General features: G+C 32.4%; 21 protein-coding genes and 1 tRNA gene. 12 read left to right on the top strand and 10 right to left on the bottom strand.

Annotation, left to right across the window (positions count from 1 at the left end):
• Positions 1 to 41 precede the first annotated feature (41 nt).
• Together ACN5J3_RS09035 and ACN5J3_RS09030 are read left to right on the top strand one after the other, a co-directional pair.
• Positions 42 to 1730 (top strand): sodium:solute symporter, encoded by a 1689-nt coding sequence (locus ACN5J3_RS09035; protein ID WP_418511525.1) that lies wholly within the window; start codon positions 42 to 44, stop codon positions 1728 to 1730.
• Positions 1714 to 2697 carry a Gfo/Idh/MocA family protein gene (locus ACN5J3_RS09030; RefSeq protein WP_418511524.1) on the top strand — a complete coding sequence of 328 codons (984 nt, stop codon included), beginning with the start codon at positions 1714 to 1716 and terminating at the stop codon, positions 2695 to 2697. Before ACN5J3_RS09035 ends, ACN5J3_RS09030 begins: the two co-directional genes overlap by 17 nt.
• 54 nt (positions 2698 to 2751) lie before the next feature.
• On the opposite strand, the gene ACN5J3_RS09025 is transcribed toward ACN5J3_RS09030, so the two are convergent.
• The gene (locus tag ACN5J3_RS09025) at positions 2752 to 3600 is read right to left on the bottom strand and encodes a DUF2911 domain-containing protein (protein ID WP_418511523.1); all 849 of its coding nucleotides are present in this window, start codon (positions 3598 to 3600) and stop codon (positions 2752 to 2754) included.
• Between the two features lie 225 nt (positions 3601 to 3825).
• On the opposite strand from ACN5J3_RS09025, the gene ACN5J3_RS09020 reads away from it, so the two are divergent.
• Genes ACN5J3_RS09020 through ACN5J3_RS09005 form a run of 4 tightly spaced genes read left to right on the top strand, consistent with a single transcriptional unit; the run spans position 3826 to position 6566 of the window.
• On the top strand, positions 3826 to 4332 hold the full coding sequence (locus tag ACN5J3_RS09020) for a glutathione peroxidase (protein WP_417290183.1): 507 nt from the start codon (positions 3826 to 3828) through the stop codon (positions 4330 to 4332).
• Positions 4332 to 4796, top strand: coding sequence for a TspO/MBR family protein (locus tag ACN5J3_RS09015; protein WP_418509750.1), 465 nt, complete (start codon positions 4332 to 4334; stop codon positions 4794 to 4796). Before ACN5J3_RS09020 ends, ACN5J3_RS09015 begins: the two co-directional genes overlap by 1 nt.
• On the top strand, positions 4796 to 5260 hold the full coding sequence (locus tag ACN5J3_RS09010) for an SRPBCC family protein (protein ID WP_344730028.1): 465 nt from the start codon (positions 4796 to 4798) through the stop codon (positions 5258 to 5260). The genes ACN5J3_RS09015 and ACN5J3_RS09010 overlap by 1 nt, the downstream gene beginning before the upstream one ends.
• Before the next feature lies 1 nt (position 5261).
• On the top strand, positions 5262 to 6566 hold the full coding sequence (locus ACN5J3_RS09005) for a cryptochrome/photolyase family protein (RefSeq protein ID WP_418511522.1): 1305 nt from the start codon (positions 5262 to 5264) through the stop codon (positions 6564 to 6566).
• A 59-nt stretch (positions 6567 to 6625) separates the two neighbouring features.
• On the opposite strand, the gene murA is transcribed toward ACN5J3_RS09005, so the two are convergent.
• From murA to ACN5J3_RS08990, 3 genes are all read right to left on the bottom strand, one after another.
• Entirely contained in the window at positions 6626 to 7942 is a 1317-nt protein-coding gene (gene murA, locus ACN5J3_RS09000) for a UDP-N-acetylglucosamine 1-carboxyvinyltransferase (RefSeq protein WP_418511521.1), read from the bottom strand.
• A 6-nt stretch (positions 7943 to 7948) separates the two neighbouring features.
• Positions 7949 to 8590, bottom strand: coding sequence for a DUF4290 domain-containing protein (locus ACN5J3_RS08995; protein WP_344730021.1), 642 nt, complete (start codon positions 8588 to 8590; stop codon positions 7949 to 7951).
• 67 nt (positions 8591 to 8657) lie between these two features.
• On the bottom strand, positions 8658 to 8951 hold the full coding sequence (locus ACN5J3_RS08990; RefSeq protein ID WP_344730019.1) for a DUF493 family protein: 294 nt from the start codon (positions 8949 to 8951) through the stop codon (positions 8658 to 8660).
• Positions 8952 to 9031: 80 nt separating this feature from the next.
• Here ACN5J3_RS08990 and ACN5J3_RS08985 point away from each other — a divergent pair, with 80 nt between their 5' ends.
• From ACN5J3_RS08985 to ACN5J3_RS08965, 5 genes are all read left to right on the top strand, one after another.
• Positions 9032 to 9574, top strand: a complete 543-nt coding sequence (locus ACN5J3_RS08985; RefSeq protein ID WP_417290125.1) for an AAA family ATPase — start codon at positions 9032 to 9034, stop codon at positions 9572 to 9574.
• On the top strand, positions 9574 to 11478 hold the full coding sequence (locus ACN5J3_RS08980; protein WP_418511520.1) for a RecQ family ATP-dependent DNA helicase: 1905 nt from the start codon (positions 9574 to 9576) through the stop codon (positions 11476 to 11478). The genes ACN5J3_RS08985 and ACN5J3_RS08980 overlap by 1 nt, the downstream gene beginning before the upstream one ends.
• Positions 11475 to 12425, top strand: coding sequence for a methionyl-tRNA formyltransferase (gene fmt / locus ACN5J3_RS08975; protein ID WP_418511519.1), 951 nt, complete (start codon positions 11475 to 11477; stop codon positions 12423 to 12425). The genes ACN5J3_RS08980 and fmt overlap by 4 nt, the downstream gene beginning before the upstream one ends.
• Positions 12426 to 12619: 194 nt before the next feature.
• Positions 12620 to 12892, top strand: coding sequence for an HU family DNA-binding protein (locus ACN5J3_RS08970; protein WP_344730010.1), 273 nt, complete (start codon positions 12620 to 12622; stop codon positions 12890 to 12892).
• Positions 12893 to 13024: 132 nt separating this feature from the next.
• Positions 13025 to 13585 (top strand): YqgE/AlgH family protein, encoded by a 561-nt coding sequence (locus ACN5J3_RS08965; protein ID WP_418509744.1) that lies wholly within the window; start codon positions 13025 to 13027, stop codon positions 13583 to 13585.
• On the opposite strand, the gene ACN5J3_RS08960 is transcribed toward ACN5J3_RS08965, so the two are convergent.
• Positions 13578 to 14423: an aminotransferase class IV gene (locus ACN5J3_RS08960; RefSeq protein WP_418511517.1), complete on the bottom strand. Its 846-nt coding sequence runs from the start codon at positions 14421 to 14423 to the stop codon at positions 13578 to 13580. The two genes, ACN5J3_RS08965 and ACN5J3_RS08960, sit on opposite strands and share 8 nt — an antisense overlap.
• 58 nt (positions 14424 to 14481) lie before the next feature.
• Complete coding sequence (locus ACN5J3_RS08955) at positions 14482 to 14868, bottom strand: START-like domain-containing protein (RefSeq protein ID WP_417290120.1); 387 nt, start codon at positions 14866 to 14868, stop codon at positions 14482 to 14484.
• A gap of 131 nt (positions 14869 to 14999) precedes the next feature.
• Here ACN5J3_RS08955 and ACN5J3_RS08950 point away from each other — a divergent pair.
• Positions 15000 to 15073: transfer RNA gene (locus tag ACN5J3_RS08950), tRNA-Met, on the top strand.
• A gap of 479 nt (positions 15074 to 15552) precedes the next feature.
• Here ACN5J3_RS08950 and ACN5J3_RS08945 read toward each other — a convergent pair.
• From ACN5J3_RS08945 to ACN5J3_RS08930, 4 genes are read right to left on the bottom strand one after another with little or no spacing between them, the layout of a single operon-like run.
• Positions 15553 to 16467 carry a helix-turn-helix domain-containing protein gene (locus ACN5J3_RS08945; RefSeq protein WP_418511516.1) on the bottom strand — a complete coding sequence of 305 codons (915 nt, stop codon included), beginning with the start codon at positions 16465 to 16467 and terminating at the stop codon, positions 15553 to 15555.
• 6 nt (positions 16468 to 16473) lie between these two features.
• Entirely contained in the window at positions 16474 to 17592 is a 1119-nt protein-coding gene (locus ACN5J3_RS08940; RefSeq protein WP_418511515.1) for an MBL fold metallo-hydrolase, read from the bottom strand.
• A gap of 28 nt (positions 17593 to 17620) precedes the next feature.
• Positions 17621 to 18439, bottom strand: coding sequence for an oxidoreductase (locus tag ACN5J3_RS08935; RefSeq protein WP_418511514.1), 819 nt, complete (start codon positions 18437 to 18439; stop codon positions 17621 to 17623).
• 12 nt (positions 18440 to 18451) lie between these two features.
• Entirely contained in the window at positions 18452 to 18958 is a 507-nt protein-coding gene (locus ACN5J3_RS08930) for a hypothetical protein (protein ID WP_418511513.1), read from the bottom strand.
• Positions 18959 to 18997: the final 39 nt, after the last annotated feature.

The raw sequence follows: 18997 nt of genomic DNA, 5'->3' as shown, positions 1-18997 counted from the left end.
ATATCGCTTTATTTTATTTAATCATGAAATCGTTTTAAGTCATGCAAACATTAGACTGGCTGGTATTAGCAGGAACACTTTTAACCATCGTTGGTTACGGCACATGGAAAACTCGAGGAAGTAAAAATGTGCAAGATTATGTTCGTGGTGGTAATTCTTCAAAATGGTGGACCATTGGTTTGTCTGTAATGGCTACTCAAGCAAGTGCTATTACATTTTTATCAACACCAGGCCAAGCGTTTCATTCAGGAATGGGATTTGTTCAATTTTACTTTGGTGTGCCTTTGGCAATGATAATTATCTGTATGGTATTTATTCCGCTCTATCACCGACTAAAAGTATATACAGCTTATGAATTTCTTGAAAACAGGTTTGATTTAAAAACACGAAGCCTAACAGCTATTTTGTTTCTTATTCAACGAGGACTTGCTGCCGGAATAACTATTTATGCACCGGCTATTATTTTATCGGCTGTATTAGGTTGGAATTTAACTTACTTGAATATCATTATTGGAATTTTGGTTATTATTTATACCGTTTCCGGTGGAACTAAAGCCGTTAGCATGACACAAAAACACCAAATGGCTGTTATTTTTACTGGAATGTTTGTGGCTTTCTTCTTAATAATAAGTTACCTACCTGAAAATATCACATTTTCTAAAGCATTAGATATTGCCGGAGCAAGTGGCAAAATGGATATTCTTAATTTTTCATTCGATTTAGAAAATCGCTACACGCTTTGGAGCGGATTAATTGGCGGAACATTTTTAGCGCTTTCCTATTTTGGAACCGATCAAAGTCAGGTGCAACGCTATCTTTCTGGAAAATCAGTCAAAGAAATGCAAATGGGACTTATATTTAACGGTCTTTTAAAAGTACCTATGCAGTTTTTTATACTGTTAGTTGGTGTTATGGTTTTTGTGTTTTATCAATTTAATGCATCACCTATCAACTTTAATCCTGCTGCAGAAAAAGCTATAGAAAACTCATCATATACTAATGATTATGAAAAACTAAAAACAGAACAAACAACTGTTTTTAAAGACAAACAACAAATTATAAACACCTATGTATTGTCTAATGATGACACCTATGAAAAGTATATTCAATTAGCCAATGAAGCTGATACAGAAATACGCGAAGAGGCTAAAGTTTTAATACAAAAAGCCGCGCAAGAAAAATTGGTTAGTGTAGAAACCAATGATAAAGATTATGTGTTTATTCATTTTATTTTAAACAATTTACCAAGAGGTTTAATTGGTTTGCTTCTTGCTGTAATTTTAAGCGCAGCAATGTCTAGTACGGCAAGTGAGCTAAATGCGCTAGCTTCTACAACCTCGTTAGACTTGTATAAACGAAACTACGCTCCAGATAAAAGTGATGAGCACTACGTAAAGGCGACCAAATGGTTTACGTTTGGTTGGGGAATATTAGCAATAATAATAGCATGTGTTGCTTATTTAGCCGATAATTTAATTCAGCTAGTTAATATCATAGGCTCCATTTTTTATGGAAACGTATTAGGTATATTTCTACTTGCGTTTTTCTTCAAATTTGTAAAAGCTAATGCAGTATTTATAGCTGCTTTAATCACACAATTAATTGTTATTATAGGTTGGTGGTATGATTGGATGCCATACCTATGGCTAAATTTATTTGGGTGTGCCTTGGTAATAGCTATTGCATTAATAATTCAAACAACACAAAGAAACAATGTCTCAACAACCTAAAACAATACACTGGGGAATTATCGGACTTGGAAAAATAGCTAATAAATTTGCTACAGATTTACAAGCTGTTCCTAACTGTGAATTACATGCTGTTGTCTCTAGAAGTGAAGAAAAAGCCAACACATTCTCTAAAAAATATAATGCCAAAGTTGCCTATACGTGTTATGAAGATTTAGCTAAAGACCCTAAAATTGATGCTGTATATATAGCAACACCTCATAGTTTTCACAAAGCACACACCATTTTATGTTTAAATAACAAAAAAGCTGTTTTGTGTGAAAAGCCATTTGCCATGAATAGTCAAGAGGTTGATGAAATGATTGCGACTGCAATAGACAACAACACCTTACTCATGGAAGCGTTATGGACCTATTTTTTACCTCATTATCATTATGTTTTAAAAGCTTTAAAAGATAAATTATATGGTGACATCTTAAAAGTTGAAGCTGATTTTGGCTTTAAACCAAAAATGGATATGTCATCGCGCGTACTAAAAAAAGATCTTGGAGGAGGAAGTCTTTTAGATATTGGCATCTACCCTATTTTTGCTGCTTTATCAACATTAGGAAACCCTGAAAACATAGATGCAAATGCCACATTTTTTGACAATGGAGCTGATGCCTCTTGTGATATTACTTTTACATATAACAATAACATTAAGGCGTATTTAAAAAGTACGCTACTTGAGGAAACTGCTACTCAAGCTATTTTTTATTGTGAACACGGAACCATTACTTTAAACTCTAGGTTTCATGAACCCACAACAGTTACACTTACTCCAAACAGCGGTAAAGAAGAAACTATAGATTTTAACTACACGACTATTGGATATAATTTTGAAACAGTACACTTTAACCAATTAATTCGTGATAATAAAACTGAAAGCGATATAATGTCTTTTAATTTTAGTAAAACACTAATTCAAACATTAGATACGGTAAGACACAAAATTGGGTTAAGCTATTAAACAAAAAAAGCGCCACTGTTTAGTGGCGCTTTTTTGCTTGTAACTATATGGTAATTACATTGCTCCCCATTCTTTTAGAGAGTCTTCATTAAACTTAACATATTGTGCGTTACCTGCTTCTTTAGCTGCTGCCATAGATTTCTTTGCTAATTCTATAGCGCCTTTTTTATCACCTGCTTTAGCATAAATTAAAGATTGCTTTCTTAATTGCCAGAAAGCTGGCTTTTCTGTCATTGAAATCGACTTATCAATCCATTCTTTTGCTTGCTTGATATCTTTTTCTTCCTCTAAGTAATACTCTGCAGACTTATAATAATCTTGTGCTGTTGGTGTACCACTTAAAGCGTCATTGATTGATGCTAATACTTTTTTATCTGTAGGCACCTCAAATGGAATCGCTATGTATGTTTTTTCCCAAATAATTTCAATAGCTGCGCTAGAGTTTGTTATTTGATTAATATCAATTGTAAAAGTCTCTACATTAAATGGCACTTCAAAAGCTTCAACAGTAGCTTTTGCTGCTACTTTACTAGCATCCCATTCTTTTGGAGCTCCCCAGTTTTCTGTATCAGTGTAAAAATATACATCCCAAGTTTTCTTTCCTGGTTTTGTAAAAATTGCATAAGTACCTGCTTTAATATCGGTTCCAGCAACAGTGACATCATCACTAAAAGTGATCATTGTATTTTTATTTGCTCCTGTTCTCCAAATTTTATCATAAGATTCAAGGCCTCCAAAAATTTGACGTCCTTTTACACTAGGGCGTGAATATTCTAAAGTTACATCAGTAAGTCCTACCTTTTGCTCTAATTTACTTGCAGGACTAGCCTGTGGCGTTGCTACTTGCGCGTTTATAGTAAAAGAGGCAACTGTAGCTAATGTGAAAAGTATAAGTTTTTTCATAGTTTTTTATTATTTTACATTGTTGTATTATAAGTTATAAAATTAAAGATTAGTATGTTTTACTTATGTTAACAAAAGCTTAAATTAATCATACAAAAACATAGCTAGTAAAACGTATAACTAACCTGTTAAGATATATCTAAGTATTATAAAAACTGATAAATGGTTATTATCTTTAAAAAAAAAAGAACTATGAACATTAAGCTAACATCATTACTCATTTTTATGTTTTCAATTTTCGCAAATGCCCAAGAACCTACAACATCTATTTATGATATTTCAATAAATAGTCTTTCTGGGGAAAAAATTAATCTAGCCGATTACAAAGGGAAAAAGATACTTTTTGTAAATACTGCTTCAGAATGTGGTTTTACTCCACAATACAAAGACTTACAAGAGTTATCTGACACTTATAAAGATAAATTAGTTGTTATTGGATCTCCTTGTAATCAGTTTGGAGGACAAGAACCAGGTACAGCAAAAGATATTCAATCATTTTGTCAAGCTAATTATGGCGTTACTTTTTTAATGACTGAAAAAATTGATGTTAAAGGCGACAATCAGCATGAGCTTTACAAATGGCTTACAGAAAAAGATTTAAACGGACACAAAAGTTCTAATGTAAAATGGAATTTTCAAAAATATTTAGTTGATGAAAATGGTCATTTAGTTGACTACTATTACTCAATAACAAAACCATTAAGCAGCAAAATAACAAACCATTTAAACTAATGAAGTTTAGCAAACTATTAATAATATTCTTAATCATAAACTTTGGAAGTTTAGCTTTAGGAAGTTGGCTTATGAATAATGGCCCAACCTCTGATTGGTATCTAAACTTAAACAAAGCACCATGGACTCCGCCAGGATGGTTATTTGGAGTCGCATGGAGTACAATTATGGTTTGCTTTTCAGTGTATTTGGCTTTTTTATTTAAAGACTACAATACTGTTTCTGTTAGGTTTACTTACGCTTTACAAGTAGTACTTAATGTTATATGGAATTATGTTTTTTTCAACAAACAATTAGTTTTGTTAGGTCTTGTAATAATTATAGCACTCACTTTTGTTATTATTTTCTTGTTTGTAAAATATCAAGTTTATAATTTAAAAAAGATAAGGTATTTACTACTTCCTTATATCATTTGGCTTTGTATTGCAACATCATTAAACGCTTACATTCTCATTAAAAACTAATGAAATTATACAAGTTACATAAAACTCAAAAAATTCCTATATCCATAGATGAAGCTTGGAGTTTTTTATCTGATCCAAAAAACTTAAAAGTCATTACGCCAGACTATATGAGGTTTGACATTTTATCTGGCGACGACAAATCTATGTACCCTGGACAAATTATAGAATATATTGTGACACCTGTTTTAGGTATAAAAACAAAATGGGTTACAGAAATAACGCATGTTAAAGACAATGCTTATTTTGTAGATGAGCAACGCTTTGGACCTTATAATTTATGGCATCATAAACATTTTATAAAACCTATTGAAAATGGTATTGAAATGGAAGATATCATTCACTACAAACTTCCTTTTGGCGTTTTAGGGCAACTCGTTCATCCGGTTATTGTAAAACCTAAACTAGAAGAAATTTTTAATTACAGACAAAACAAACTCATAGAACTTTTTGGTGAATACAAATAGTATGGCAAACCCTATAAATATTTTTTGGTTTAGACGCGATTTAAGATTAGACGACAATCACGCACTTTTCCAAGCATTACAAAGCGAAAATCCTGTTTTACCAATTTTTATTTTTGATAAAACAATTTTAGAATCATTACCTAAAAATGATGCGCGTGTAAATTTTATATATGATACGCTTCAGGATTTAAACAATACGCTACAAAACACTTACAAAAGCCACATAGCAATATATCATGATACACCTATAAGCGCTTTTAAACATATTGTAAAAAACTACAACGTTAAAACAGTTTATACCAATCACGACTATGAACCTTATGCAAAAAAAAGAGATACAAACATTGCTTCCTTTTTAAAGGATAATAATATCGATTTCAAAACATATAAAGATCAGGTTGTTTTTGAAAAAAGCGATGTCACAAAAAGCGATGGCAAACCTTATTTAGTTTACACGCCATACATGAAATCATGGAAACAAAAATTCAAAAGTATTTCGCTTGAAACATTTCAATCTGAAACATTATTAAATAATACTGTAAAAAGCACATCATCGCCTCAATTAAGCCTTAAAGATTTAGGCTTTGAAAAATCATCACAAAAAATAGCGCCGTATCAAGTAACTTCAAAATTAATACAAGACTATGAAGACAAGCGTAATTTCCCTGCCATAGATGCAACTTCAAAGCTAGGTACGCATTTACGTTTTGGAACCGTAAGCGTAAGACAGATAGTTAAAAAAGCTATTGCTGAAAAAAATGAAGTGTTTTGGCAAGAACTCATTTGGAGAGAATTCTTTATGCAAATATTATGGCATTTTCCAGAAACAGTAACGCAAAGTTTTAAACCTAAATATGATCGTATTGAATGGCGAAATAATGAAAAAGAATTTAAACTGTGGTGCGAAGGAAAAACAGGATATCCGCTGGTTGATGCCGGAATGAGACAGCTCAACAAAACCGGGTTTATGCATAATAGAGTACGTATGCTAGTAGGAAGCTTTTTATGCAAGCATTTACTTATAGATTGGCGTTGGGGCGAAGCCTACTTTGCTGAAAAACTACACGATTATGAAATGGCTAGCAACATTGGAAACTGGCAATGGGTTGCTGGTTGTGGTGTTGATGCTGCTCCTTACTTTAGAATTTTTAATCCTACCACGCAAATTAAGAAGTTTGATTCTGATTTGAAGTATATTAAAAAATGGGTTCCTGAACACCAAGAACTAACCTATTCATCTCCAATGGTTGACCATAAAGAAGCCAGAGAACGCTGTTTAAAAGTTTATAAAGCAGCATTAGATTAAATAAAAAAAAAGCCTTGATAAATCTCAAGGCTTTTTTTATTATATAATTACATCTTAATTTAATTTCCTTCTATACGTTCTATTTTAGCTCCTATAGCACGTAAGCGCTCATCAATATTTTCGTAACCTCTATCTATTTGTTCAATATTATGAATTGTAGACGTTCCTTTTGCTGAAAGCGCAGCTATTAATAAAGATACTCCTGCACGTATATCTGGCGATGTCATAGTTGTAGCTTTAAGTTGTGATTTAAAATCATGACCTATTACAGTGGCGCGATGCGGATCACAAAGTATGATTTTAGCTCCCATATCTATAAGCTTATCAACAAAGAACAAGCGACTTTCAAACATTTTTTGATGCACTAAAACACTTCCTCTAGCTTGAGTTGCTACTACCAAAATAATACTTAACAAATCTGGTGTAAATCCTGGCCATGGTGCATCAGCTACAGTTAATATTGAACCATCAATATAATTTTGTATTTCATAACCATCAGTATGCGCTGGTATGTGAATATCATCTCCTTGCTTTTCTACTGTAATTCCTAATTTTCTGAATACATTCGGGATTTGTCCTAAATCGTCCCAACTTACATTGGTAATGGTTAGCTCACTTTTTGTCATTGCAGCAAGTCCTATCCAGCTACCTATCTCAATCATATCTGGCAGCATTCTGTGTTCTGTACCACCAAGACTATCAACACCTTCTATAATAAGCATATTTGAACCAACTCCACTTATTTTTGCTCCCATGCGGTTAAGCATTTTACAAAGTTGCTGTAAGTAAGGTTCGCAGGCTGCATTATAAATAGTTGTTGTTCCTTCTGCTAATACAGCAGCCATAACTATATTTGCTGTTCCTGTAACCGAAGCTTCATCAAGTAACATATAAGTCCCTTTTAGCTTATCAGCTTCTACGCCATAAAAATAATCTTCACGGTTGTATCTAAATTTTGCTCCAAGATTAATAAAACCTTCAAAGTGTGTATCTAATCTACGACGTCCTATTTTATCACCGCCTGGTTTTGGAATATATCCCTTTCCGAAACGTGCTAATAAAGGACCAACAATCATTATAGAACCTCGTAAACCACGACCATCTTCTTTAAATTCGGCCGACTCTAAATATTTTAAGTTTACATCGTCAGCTTGAAATGTATATGAGCCTGAACCTATTTTATTGATTTTTACACCAAGTTTTTTTAATAGCGATATAAGCTTGTTTACATCAACAATATCAGGGATATTATTAATGGTTACTAACTCTGGCGTTAAAAGAACGGCACATAGTATTTGTAATGCCTCGTTTTTTGCTCCTTGAGGTTGGATTTTTCCTTTTAATTGATGACCACCTTCAATTTTAAATGTTCCCATGAAGTATTAGTAGCGTTTTCTGTTTCTGTTATTATTTTTTTTGTGATGCGATTTTTTGTTTGAAGAATATTTCTTTTTGTTTCGCATTAAGCTTGAAGCATCAGATAAATCTTCATCTGCATTTAGCAAGTTTATTTTACCATCTGATAACTCTCTTAAATGTTCAAAAATCACATCATCTTCTACCGTATCTTTATTCCAATTTAAGAAACATTTTTTCATGTGGTTTGCAATAGTAAGTACAAGTGCTTCTTTCATATCACCATCTTCCCAAGTACAAGCAACATCTATCATTGTTTTTATGTTATTACCATAAAAACGATATTTTGGATGATTTTGAGGATAGTTTAATGGTTCTGGTCTTACTTGAAACATCTCTTTTGAAGGTTTGTCGTAAGGAGAATCAGCATCTAATTCAAAATTAGACATGATAAATAACTGATCCCATAACTTATGTTGAAAGTCAGGAACATCTCTTAAATGCGGTTGTAAATTACCCATTATAGAGATGATTGCTTTTGCTACTTTATTACGCTCTTCTTTAGTATCTCGTGTTTTAGCATAATTTATCATCTTTTGCAGATGTCTTCCGTATTCAGGAATAATTAAATGCTCACGTTCTGAATTGTATTCTAAATGTTCTATCAAAATTAAATGTGTAGAGATTAAATATTTTGCACGTAGTATTTATGCAACCGCAAAATACAAAAAAAATCTAAAGACTAATAACGCCTTCTACGTTTTCTGCAACTTCTTTATATTTTGCAATAACGGCATCAGGATTAGCCATTTTTACGTGTATAGAAACACTTGTATATTTTCCGTTTTTAGACTCTTTGGTTGTAATAACAGCGCCTAAATTGTCAAATAAACTCTCTACTTCTTCTACCTTACCAGCAGTTGATGTTACAATAAATTTATATAAATATTCTGACGGCCATAAAGACGTGTCATATAGCTGCTCTCTTAATTTTTTATAAAACGCTTCCGATTTCTTCTCTGTATTCATATCATTTTTTCTAAAAAAGCAAAGATACGCTTTACTTTCTATTTTTTTATTCCGATTTTTACATCCAAAACCCTGCCAAATTGAATTCAAAAAAAATAGTTATTACTGGAGGTCCAGGAACAGGAAAAACATCAATTATAAACGAGTTAATAAAACGTGGATACACCTGTTTTGAAGAAGTATCTAGACAAGTTATTCTAGATGCTAGAAAAGACGGTATAGAACAGTTGTTTTTAACCAACCCTTTATTATTTAGCGAACTATTACTAAAAGGTAGAAAACAGCAATTTATAGACGCAAAAAACCATGATGCTGACATCATTTTTTTAGATAGAGGAATTCCCGACGTTTTGGCATATATGGACTATATTGGCGATACTTACCCACAAGATTTTGTTGATGCCTGTAAAAACAATATATACGATTGTGTTTTTGTTTTAGCGCCATGGGAAGAAATTTTCACTAGTGACAGTGAACGTTATGAAAATTTTGAGCAGGCTAAAAAAATTCACGATCATTTATTACAAACCTATGCTCATTATGAGTACGAGTTAAAAGATGTACCTTTTGATAGTGTAGAGAAACGTGCCGATTACATTTTGGATGTCATTCAATCATTATAATGCAACACCCAATAAACATATTAGAACGCTACTGGAATTTTACAGCATTTAGACCACAACAAGAAGACGCTATAAATGCTGTAATTGATGGAGAAGATACATTTGTATTAATGCCTACTGGTGGTGGCAAATCTTTATGTTTTCAAATCCCTGCGCTTGCTAAAGAAGGTATTTGTATTGTTATTTCGCCGCTAATTGCTCTTATGAAGCATCAAGTAAAGACCTTAAACAATATGGGTATTAAAGCACTGGCTTTAACAAGTGGTATTTCTCACAGTGATATTGACACCTTACTAGACAACTGTATTTATGGTAATTATAAATTTCTTTATTTATCGCCTGAACGTTTAGAGCAAGAGCTTGTTCAAGATAGAATAAGACAAATGAATGTTAATTTAATCGCTGTAGATGAAGCGCATTGTATTTCTCAATGGGGCAATGATTTTAGACCAGCCTATAAAAACATTTACAAGTTACGAGAATTACAACCTTCTGCAAATTGCATAGCTTTAACCGCATCTGCTACACCATTGGTCATTGATGATATTATCAAAGAGTTAGACTTTATAAAACCAAAAATATTTAAACAGTCATTCTATAGAGAAAACTTGGCCTATATGACGTATCATGAAGAGGACAAATTCTATAAACTAGAGCGTATTTTAAAAAAGTATAAAGAACCCTCTATTGTTTATGTAAGAAGCAGAAAGGCCACAATAGATATTAGTTCGTTTTTAGAATCTAAAGGTATTACCTCAACGTTTTATCATGGTGGTTTACCTAACTCTGATAAGGACAATCACCTCAACGCATGGCTTAATGACCAAAAACAAGTTATGGTTGCCACCAACGCTTTTGGTATGGGTATTGATAAACCAGATGTAAAAACAGTTATTCACATAAACTTGCCCGATAGCTTGGAAAGTTATTTTCAAGAAGCTGGTCGCGCTGGTAGAAACGGAGACAAAGCTTTTGCTGTAACTTTAAAAAATAAAAATGATGAAGATTTAGTTGTCAATCAGTTTTTAAAAATTTTACCCACTGTAAAATTCTCCAAACACATATACAGAAAGTTATGTAATTACTTTCAGATATCTTATGGTGAAGGCGCATTTTCAACACACGATTTTAATTTTAATCATTTTTGCAAAACTTATAATACAAACGCATTATTAACATATAACACGTTACAATTATTAGACAGAAACAGCATTATAAGTTTGTCTAAGCAATTCAAGAGACGCACACTTATTCAGTTTATAATAAGTAATAAATCGTTGTTTAACTATTTAGACACGCATGAGTCTCTCAATATTGTTGTAAAAACAATTTTAAGGACTTATGGTGGTGTTTTTGAAAATGAAACTGCTATAAACACATTGCGTGTTGCAGATAAAGCTTCGGTAAGCGAAACTTATTTATTTAAAGTTTTACAGCAATTAGAAAGAGATCAAATTATAACACTACAAGCATCTACTACTGATGCTCAAGTAACATTTATTCAACCTAGAGAAGACGATAAAACCATAAATAGAATTTCAAAAATCATTAAACAGCAAAGCATGTTAAAAGAGAAACAAGTGCAGGCTGTTTTAGATTACATAAACAATGATAATGATTGCAAAAGCAAGCAACTACTCTCCTATTTTGGTGAAGAAAACCCCACAAACTGTGGTATTTGTTCTGTATGCATAACTCAAAACAAGGACGACATTAAAGTTGATTTTAAAATCATCAAAAACGAGATTATTCAGCTTTTAGAGCACCGAGATTTATCATCAAGAGATATTGCCGCATCGCTATCCTATTCTGAAAAGGATATTACACTAACATTACAAACACTATTAGAGTATCAAATTATAACAATTACAAAAACAAACACCTATAAACTAGCACATATATGAAGACGGATTTAAGAATTGTATTTATGGGAACCCCAGATTTTGCAGTAACCACATTAAAAACACTTGTAGATAATCACTATAACATAGTTGGTGTAATTACAGCTCCTGACAAACCTGCTGGACGTGGTAGAAAACTTCAAGAAAGCGCAGTAAAACAATACGCAAAATCTGAAGGACTACATGTTATGCAACCAACAAATTTAAAAGATGAAACATTCTTATCAGAACTAAAAGCACTTGATGCCAACCTACAAATTGTCGTAGCTTTTAGAATGCTTCCAGAGGTCGTATGGCGTATGCCTGAATTAGGTACCTTTAACCTACATGCATCACTACTGCCTAATTATAGAGGAGCAGCTCCAATAAATTGGGCTATTATTAATGGTGAAACCCAAACAGGCGTTTCCACTTTTTTTATTGATGAAAAAATAGATACCGGTGCTATGATACTTCAAAAAGACGTTGCCATAAACAAATCTGATAACGCAGGGAGTCTTCATGATAAATTAATGACAGTTGGTAGTCATTTAGTTTTAGAAACAGTTAAGCTTATAGCGCAAGGTGATGTAAAAACAACGCCACAACCAGAAAATGCTGAAATAAAAACAGCCTACAAACTAAACAAAGAGAATTGTAAGATAGACTGGAACGACACTATATACAATATAAACAACAAAATACGTGGTTTAAGCCCATATCCAGCCGCTTGGTGTTACCTAGAAAACAACAATACCACCTTGGATATTAAAATTTACGAAGCAGAAATAGCATTAGAAAACCATAATTTTGATACTGGTTTTTTAATAGCTGACAAGCAAAATATAAAAATAGCTGTAAAAGAAGGGTTTATAATAATTAAAAAAATAAAACTTCCAGGAAAGCGCTTAATGGACACAAAATCCTTATTAAACGGTTATCAATTTAATAATGATGCAAAAGTGTTGTAAACCCTTGATATTGCTCATATTCTAAAAAACCTCGATAAAAAGACTATCTTTATTAACAAATATGCAAAGTTATTAACAAATATCGCTATTTCCCTTGCTATTACTTGCGTGGTTTGATAATCCGTATAAATTTGTATAGGATTTAACAAAAAAAATGTTTAACCAACAATTTATTAATAATTAAATTTTAAATTATGAACAAAACAGATTTAATCGATGCTATGGCAGAACACGCAGGAATTACTAAAGCTGCTGCAAAAAAAGCTTTAGAATGTGCGTTAATTGAAATTGAAGGAGCTTTACAAAAAGGTAACAGAGTTTCTTTAGTAGGATTTGGTTCTTGGTCAGTTTCTAGAAGAGCTGCTAGAGAAGGAAGAAACCCTCAAACTGGAAAAACTATAAAAATCAAAGCAAAAAATGTAGTAAAATTTAAAGCTGGATCTGATTTATCAAATGCAGTAAACTAATTTTAAACATTTTATGTTTTAAAAAGCCTTCTTCTGATAAGTCAGAATTGAAGGCTTTTTTTTATACCATTTAAATAGTAATTTGATTTTTAACAAAATTTTATTAGCTTTAATATATAAATCCTTACAGATATGGTAACAACAACACCAAAAAAAGGGACTTTGTTAATAGCAGAACCATCCATTATAGGCGATATGTCCTTTAACCGCTCTATAGTTTTATTAGCCGATCATAATGATGAAGGCTCTATTGGATTTATATTGAACAAGCCTCTAGATTATACAATTCAAGACCTAATTCCTGAAATAAAAGCCTCGTTTAAAATATATAATGGTGGCCCAGTTGAGCAGGACAACCTTTATTTTATACACAAAATTCCAGAGTTAATTCCTGGAAGTGTAGAAATCTCTTTAGGCATATATTGGGGTGGCGATTTTAATAAAGTTGCAGAACTTATTGCTGACAATAAAATAAGCGAAAAAAACATCAGGTTTTTTTTAGGATATTCCGGATGGGACGCAAACCAGCTTAACAACGAGTTAAAATCTAATTCTTGGATTGTTACAGAAAATGTCTACAAAAAATCAATTATAGAGAAAAGCTACGAGTCTTTTTGGAAAGAAAAAATGCTGGAATTCGGTGGCGAATACAGCATCTGGTCTAATGCTCCAGAAAACCCGAGTTTTAACTAGATAAACGTATTTTTACTTGCAGTTTTTGTAGTAATAACTTTGCTACATCACTATTAAAAATCTTTTTACGGTATTTTGTTATTGGCTGTATACCGGTGATTACATTTGTAATAAATAACTCATCAGCTTTTTGTAATTCAAAAGGAGATATAGAAGCTTTTTCTAGCTCAAAATCAGGTAGTGATTTTACAAGATCTATTAACTGTTTTCTCATAACGCCTTTTAAGCAACCATCGCTTAATGGAGGTGTTTTAATTGTCTTCCCTTTTACAAGAAATAAATTTCCATTTAAAGCTTCAACGACTTGTTTTGATGTATTTATTAATAAACAATTTTGCAAGCCATTCTCTTGAGCATAAATACTACCTACAACATTTAATGCCTTATTATTCGTTTTTAATGTTGATAATAAATCTGGAGAGACATAATAATCCTTGAATAAATCTACTTCATAAGCACCTTCCTGAAGCACGTAAAAATCAGTATCTAAAGGTTTACAGCTTATTACGTAATCTACTTGGTTATTTTTTGGAGCATACAAACCACCTTCTTGTCTATATACTTGTAATTTAACACGGGTAGTTTCTTTAATTAAACTATTTGCTTCTAGTGTTTTTTGTATTTCATTCTCTAAAAATTCCATAGTAAAAGACATAGGAATATCCATACGTAAAATACGCATAGAAGCCATTAATCTAAAATAGTGGTCTTCCCAAAATAGTAGTTTTCCATGAGATGCTTTTACTGTTTCAAAAAGCGCATCTCCATAGGAAAAACCTCGGTTATTGATAGTAATTAACTTTGAGTTATCTGAAAGCGTTCCATTTATATTTATCATAAAAAAATCCCGAATGAAAATTCGGGACAAATATAGGGTTTATAAAGTATTTAAAGGCTTATGCTGATCCTAATACTTGTTTTAAATCTGTTATTTGGTTATCCCATAACATTTTAGCTTCATCAACTTCATCTTCTTCAGCAAAATCAGTAATCATCACAGATACATCTTTAGTAATTTCATCTACTTGAATACGCATTTCAAAATAATAACTAGTATCTTCATCATCAAGCCATCTAAATTTGACACGTTCACCACTTTTTTTACTTACTAACTTGGCTTGCTCTTCAGCACCATCCCAAATAAATTTGAATAATTCACCACGAGAGTTTACATTCTCGGCAAACCACTCTGAAAGTCCTGAAGGCGTTGATATATATTGATAAAGCAATTGAGGCGAAGCATGAATTGGAAACTCCATTTCAAATTTAATTTTATCTTCCATAAGTCGTAATTATATTTTGGACAATATATACATTAATTGATAAGTTTTAAAAATATTTGATAAAAATAATTTTTAGTTAATTTAATGTTTGTGTACTTTAAATTTGTTTTTATATTTGCACCCTCAAATACGGCGAGGTAGCTCAGTTGGTTAGAGCGTCGGATTCATAACCCGGAGGTCTCGAGTTCAAATCTCGATCTCGCTACAACAGTAAAAGTCTAATATTAAGGTATTAGGCTTTTTTTTATGCGCTATTTTCTCGTATTTTGGTAATGAAAATTACTTTGATAAAAAATTAAGGAATGCTTTTTTCTGTTTTAAGCAATTATATCTTTTGATTATCCAGAGGTTACTTTTTAATAAAAAGAGATTTATTAAATCATCAAACTAATCTTGCTCCTACTAACAAGGTCGCATAATAGTTAATCTTTTCAAAAAGCTTGTTATAATTAAATAACACGCTTTATCTCCCTAAGAACTAATTAAATAGTTTGAATTAAAAAATTCGTTTCAAAAATATCATTCTTAAAAAACAGATACTTACGGCTTACCATAATATTTAAAAATTAGTTCTGAATGTTTGTTAGAGCTATAGTGTTTAAAGTCGCTAGCTTATAAAACAGAAAGAGGAATGAATAAGATTGTTTCATTCCTCACATTATCAACCATTTATCTGTTTTTTTTTTAATTCAGGCTTTGCCTAAACTCATTGGGACTCATTGTTGTTTTCTTTTTAAAAATTTTACTGAAGTATTGCGGATATTCAAACCCTAACGCATACGCTATTTCGCTTGCACTTTCGGTAGAGTTTAATAGCCTATTTTTTGCTTTTTCAATGATGTATTGATGTATGTGGTCTTGTGTGCTTTGTCCGGTTTCTTTTCGTAGTAAGTCACTTAAATATTTTGGTGACATATTCATGGCTTCACCGCAGTATTGTACTGTTGGAATTCCAAACTCTAGTTGTTTATCTTGCTGGTAATAATCTTTTAAGAGTTGCTCAAACTGACTTGCTAAATCCTGGTTGAGATTGGTTCTGGTATAAAACTGCCTATCGTAAAACCTAACACAATAATTCAGCAATAATTCTAAATTTGAAATAATCAGGGTTTGACTATGCGCATCAATATTTGTACTGAACTCCTTCTCTATTTTTTCAACAATTTCAGTGACTGTTTTTCGCTCTTCATCAGACAGGTGAAGCGCTTCGTTTGATGCATAGGAAAAAAAGGAATAATTATCAATGGTTTTGCCTAATTCAGATTTTCGGATTAAATCAGGATGAAATGCTAACGACCAACCTTTGTCTTCTTCTGCAATTTGATTTTTCTTAAACTCTAATACCTGATTGGGTGCCGTAAAAACCATAGTACCTTCTTGATAATCGTAGGAGTTTCTGCCGTAATTTACAATGGTAAAAGGGCAATTATCTTTTAAGCTTATTTGATACAAACCTAATGAATACCTTAAATTATCAACGTCTAGATCTTTTATAATATCTGCAACGCGTATTACTGAAATTAATGGATGCTTTGGCTTTGCTAATCCCAAAAACTGATGAACTTCAGCAATGCTTCCTATTTTAATAATATCTTTCATGGCTTGCTAGTTATACGCTTCTTTTTGCCACCAATTGGTGTAGTTGCTTAACGTATCGTGCTTAATTAAAATCTCTTGTCCTAGCTGTGGTGTTATGATATCTACGCCCAAAATTCTAGCTTTGGCTTGTACACGATCTATAGGATCTGTCCATGAATGTAAAGCTAGTTTAAAGCCTCCCCAATGAATAGGCATTATTCTTTTTGCATTGACGTCTAGTCCAGCTTGAGCGGTTTCTTCAGGCATCATATGTATATCAGACCACATTTCGTTATATTGTCCGCATTCTAACAAAGCCAAATCAAAAGGTCCGTATTTTTTACCTATTTCCTTAAAATGCTCTGCATAGCCACTATCACCACTAAAGTAGATGTTTTCGGTATCAGATTGTATAACCCAAGAAGACCATAATGTACTTTGATTGGTGTTTAATTTTCTTCCTGAAAAATGTTGCGCTGGTGTGCAGACCAAATTAAGGTGGTCTATTTTGGTTGTTTCCCACCAATCTAGCTCTGTAATATTTTCGTTTGAAACTCCCCAAGCTTTAAGATGTTCTCCTACACCAAGTGGTGTATAGAAATGCTTGGTTTTTGCTTTAATTTTTAAAACCGTTTCATAATCTAAATGATCGTAATGATCATGCGAGTATACAACCGCATCAATTTTAGGTAGTTGTTCTATTTGTAAAGGAAATTCTTTATTAAATCGGTTAGCTCCCAACAATGGATGTGGCGCTGCAACCTTACCAAACATAGGGTCTAGCAAAATTGTTTTTCCATCTATTTGCAGTAAAAATGAAGAGTGACCAAACCAAAACATACGCGCTTCTCCTTTATAGTTGGCAATGCCGGTACTATCTAATTTGGTTGCTATTAAATCAGATTTTGGTCTTGCATTAGGAACTTTGGTTGTAAAAAACTTATAGGCTAACGACATGGTTTCTGAAAAACTTAAGTCTTTAGGTACAGGATTCGTATTTCGGAATTTACCGTCGTTATATTGTTTTGAGTTTTGGTAAATCAATTTTTGTTCTTTTGAAATTGCGCCTCCAAAACTTGGGTAGAAGCTAGTAAACAAAAGGTAGGTTATTACCAAAAGGGCAATAATAGATACTAATGTAATCATTGTTCTTTTTATAATTCTTTTTATCATATTATTTAAACTCACGCATTATCATGTTCTCAAAAACTCGGTCTCCAAACCATTTACGAATAGCTATGGCAGGTTTTGCCATATACCCTTTTACGTATCTGGTTTTTGGTTTTTTATGGGTTGCTGCTTGAGCAATAACAGTCCCTAGAACGTCAACATTGGTCAAGCTATTGTTACTGTACATTTTTTGCATGCCATTTGCAATTTTATTTGCAAAAGTAGCATAAGCTCCGTTACCAGATGTTTTTTTTAAATTATCTGCAGCAATTGTTCCCCAAGGTGTTTTTATACCACCTGGTTCTACAACAACCACGTCAATACCAAAAGGCTTTACTTCTAGTCGTAAACAATCGCTCCAACCTTCAACAGCATGTTTTGTAGCGTGATACCAAGCTCCTAATGGTGTATAAATTTTTCCGCCTACTGAAGAAATATTTACTATACGACCAAAGTTATTTTCTCTCATACTTGGTAACACTAGCTGCGTAATACGTGCAAGACCGAACATATTTACTTCAAATTGTCGTTTGGCTTCAGCAATTGGCACATCTTCTACAGCGCCATAAGCCCCATAACCAGCATTATTAATAAGAATATCTATACGGTCTTCTTTTGCTATTATGGTATTTACGCAATTTACAATAGATTCGTCTTTGGTTAAATCTAATGAAATTACAGCAATACCTAGATCTTTTAAATCTTGCATTTGTTCTAATCGTCTTGCTGCTCCGTAAACTTTATAGCCTTGGTTTTGTAATATTTTGGCTGTTGATTTCCCCATTCCTGAAGACGCTCCTGTTATTAATGCTATGTTGCTCATGTGTTTCGTTTTTTAATGATGAAGCAAAATTAGAGCAACTAATTTCTGTAGGTGTATGCAAATTGCCGATTGTTGTATACTATTTGCTTGAGATAAGACTTTGTGGTATAACTCGATAGACTTACTTATATTTTTCTGACTCCTGTAAAGAATACCTAAATGATTATAAACAGAGTTTTTTAAAGTGTTAAGATATATAGAATCTGGGTGTGCATTAATTTGTTCTAACGCTTTTACGGCTAGAATCTCACTTTCGTAGGGCAAACCTGTTTTCAGCTCAATGCGTGATAACTGAATATTAGTATAAACGACACTATTAATATAGTTAATGCTTTCAGCAAACTCTTTTTTTCTTACAAAAAACTTATATGCTTTTATTAATTCATCTGCGTTTTGAGGTTGGTCAACAATTTGGATATAGTAATTTAAACTATCTGAAACCGCAGGAATATTTACAGAAAAAGCCTTGATATGAAAGGCTATAATAAAAAAGAGGAATGAAAAAAAAGTTGATTTCATTCCTCAAAAATACTAACTATAATTTTAACATTTATAGAT

Origin of the sequence: Corallibacter sp., from assembly GCF_048381695.1 — a bacterium.
In the GTDB taxonomy this organism is placed as follows: Bacteria; Bacteroidota; Bacteroidia; order Flavobacteriales; family Flavobacteriaceae; genus Corallibacter; species Corallibacter vietnamensis.
Note: the sequence above shows the minus strand (reverse complement) of the source record. Positions and strands in the feature narration are given on the sequence as shown.

Bases quoted from the DNA above. Each gene is read 5' to 3' on its own strand.
- murA (WP_418511521.1), bottom strand. From the start codon at position 7,942: ATGGGAACATTTAAAATTGAAGGTGGTCATCAATTAAAAGGAAAAATC.
- ACN5J3_RS09035 (WP_418511525.1), top strand. From the start codon at position 42: ATGCAAACATTAGACTGGCTGGTATTAGCAGGAACACTTTTAACCATC.
- ACN5J3_RS09010 (WP_344730028.1), top strand. From the start codon at position 4,796: ATGAAATTATACAAGTTACATAAAACTCAAAAAATTCCTATATCCATA.
- ACN5J3_RS08935 (WP_418511514.1), bottom strand. From the start codon at position 18,439: ATGAGCAACATAGCATTAATAACAGGAGCGTCTTCAGGAATGGGGAAA.
- ACN5J3_RS08980 (WP_418511520.1), top strand. From the start codon at position 9,574: ATGCAACACCCAATAAACATATTAGAACGCTACTGGAATTTTACAGCA.
- ACN5J3_RS08930 (WP_418511513.1), bottom strand. From the start codon at position 18,958: ATGAAATCAACTTTTTTTTCATTCCTCTTTTTTATTATAGCCTTTCAT.
- ACN5J3_RS09005 (WP_418511522.1), top strand. From the start codon at position 5,262: ATGGCAAACCCTATAAATATTTTTTGGTTTAGACGCGATTTAAGATTA.
- ACN5J3_RS08955 (WP_417290120.1), bottom strand. From the start codon at position 14,868: ATGGAAGATAAAATTAAATTTGAAATGGAGTTTCCAATTCATGCTTCG.
- fmt (WP_418511519.1), top strand. From the start codon at position 11,475: ATGAAGACGGATTTAAGAATTGTATTTATGGGAACCCCAGATTTTGCA.
- ACN5J3_RS08960 (WP_418511517.1), bottom strand. From the start codon at position 14,423: ATGATAAATATAAATGGAACGCTTTCAGATAACTCAAAGTTAATTACT.
- ACN5J3_RS08940 (WP_418511515.1), bottom strand. From the start codon at position 17,592: ATGATTACATTAGTATCTATTATTGCCCTTTTGGTAATAACCTACCTT.
- ACN5J3_RS09030 (WP_418511524.1), top strand. From the start codon at position 1,714: ATGTCTCAACAACCTAAAACAATACACTGGGGAATTATCGGACTTGGA.
- ACN5J3_RS09015 (WP_418509750.1), top strand. From the start codon at position 4,332: ATGAAGTTTAGCAAACTATTAATAATATTCTTAATCATAAACTTTGGA.
- ACN5J3_RS08970 (WP_344730010.1), top strand. From the start codon at position 12,620: ATGAACAAAACAGATTTAATCGATGCTATGGCAGAACACGCAGGAATT.
- ACN5J3_RS08945 (WP_418511516.1), bottom strand. From the start codon at position 16,467: ATGAAAGATATTATTAAAATAGGAAGCATTGCTGAAGTTCATCAGTTT.
- ACN5J3_RS09020 (WP_417290183.1), top strand. From the start codon at position 3,826: ATGTTTTCAATTTTCGCAAATGCCCAAGAACCTACAACATCTATTTAT.
- ACN5J3_RS09025 (WP_418511523.1), bottom strand. From the start codon at position 3,600: ATGAAAAAACTTATACTTTTCACATTAGCTACAGTTGCCTCTTTTACT.
- ACN5J3_RS08965 (WP_418509744.1), top strand. From the start codon at position 13,025: ATGGTAACAACAACACCAAAAAAAGGGACTTTGTTAATAGCAGAACCA.
- ACN5J3_RS08990 (WP_344730019.1), bottom strand. From the start codon at position 8,951: ATGAATACAGAGAAGAAATCGGAAGCGTTTTATAAAAAATTAAGAGAG.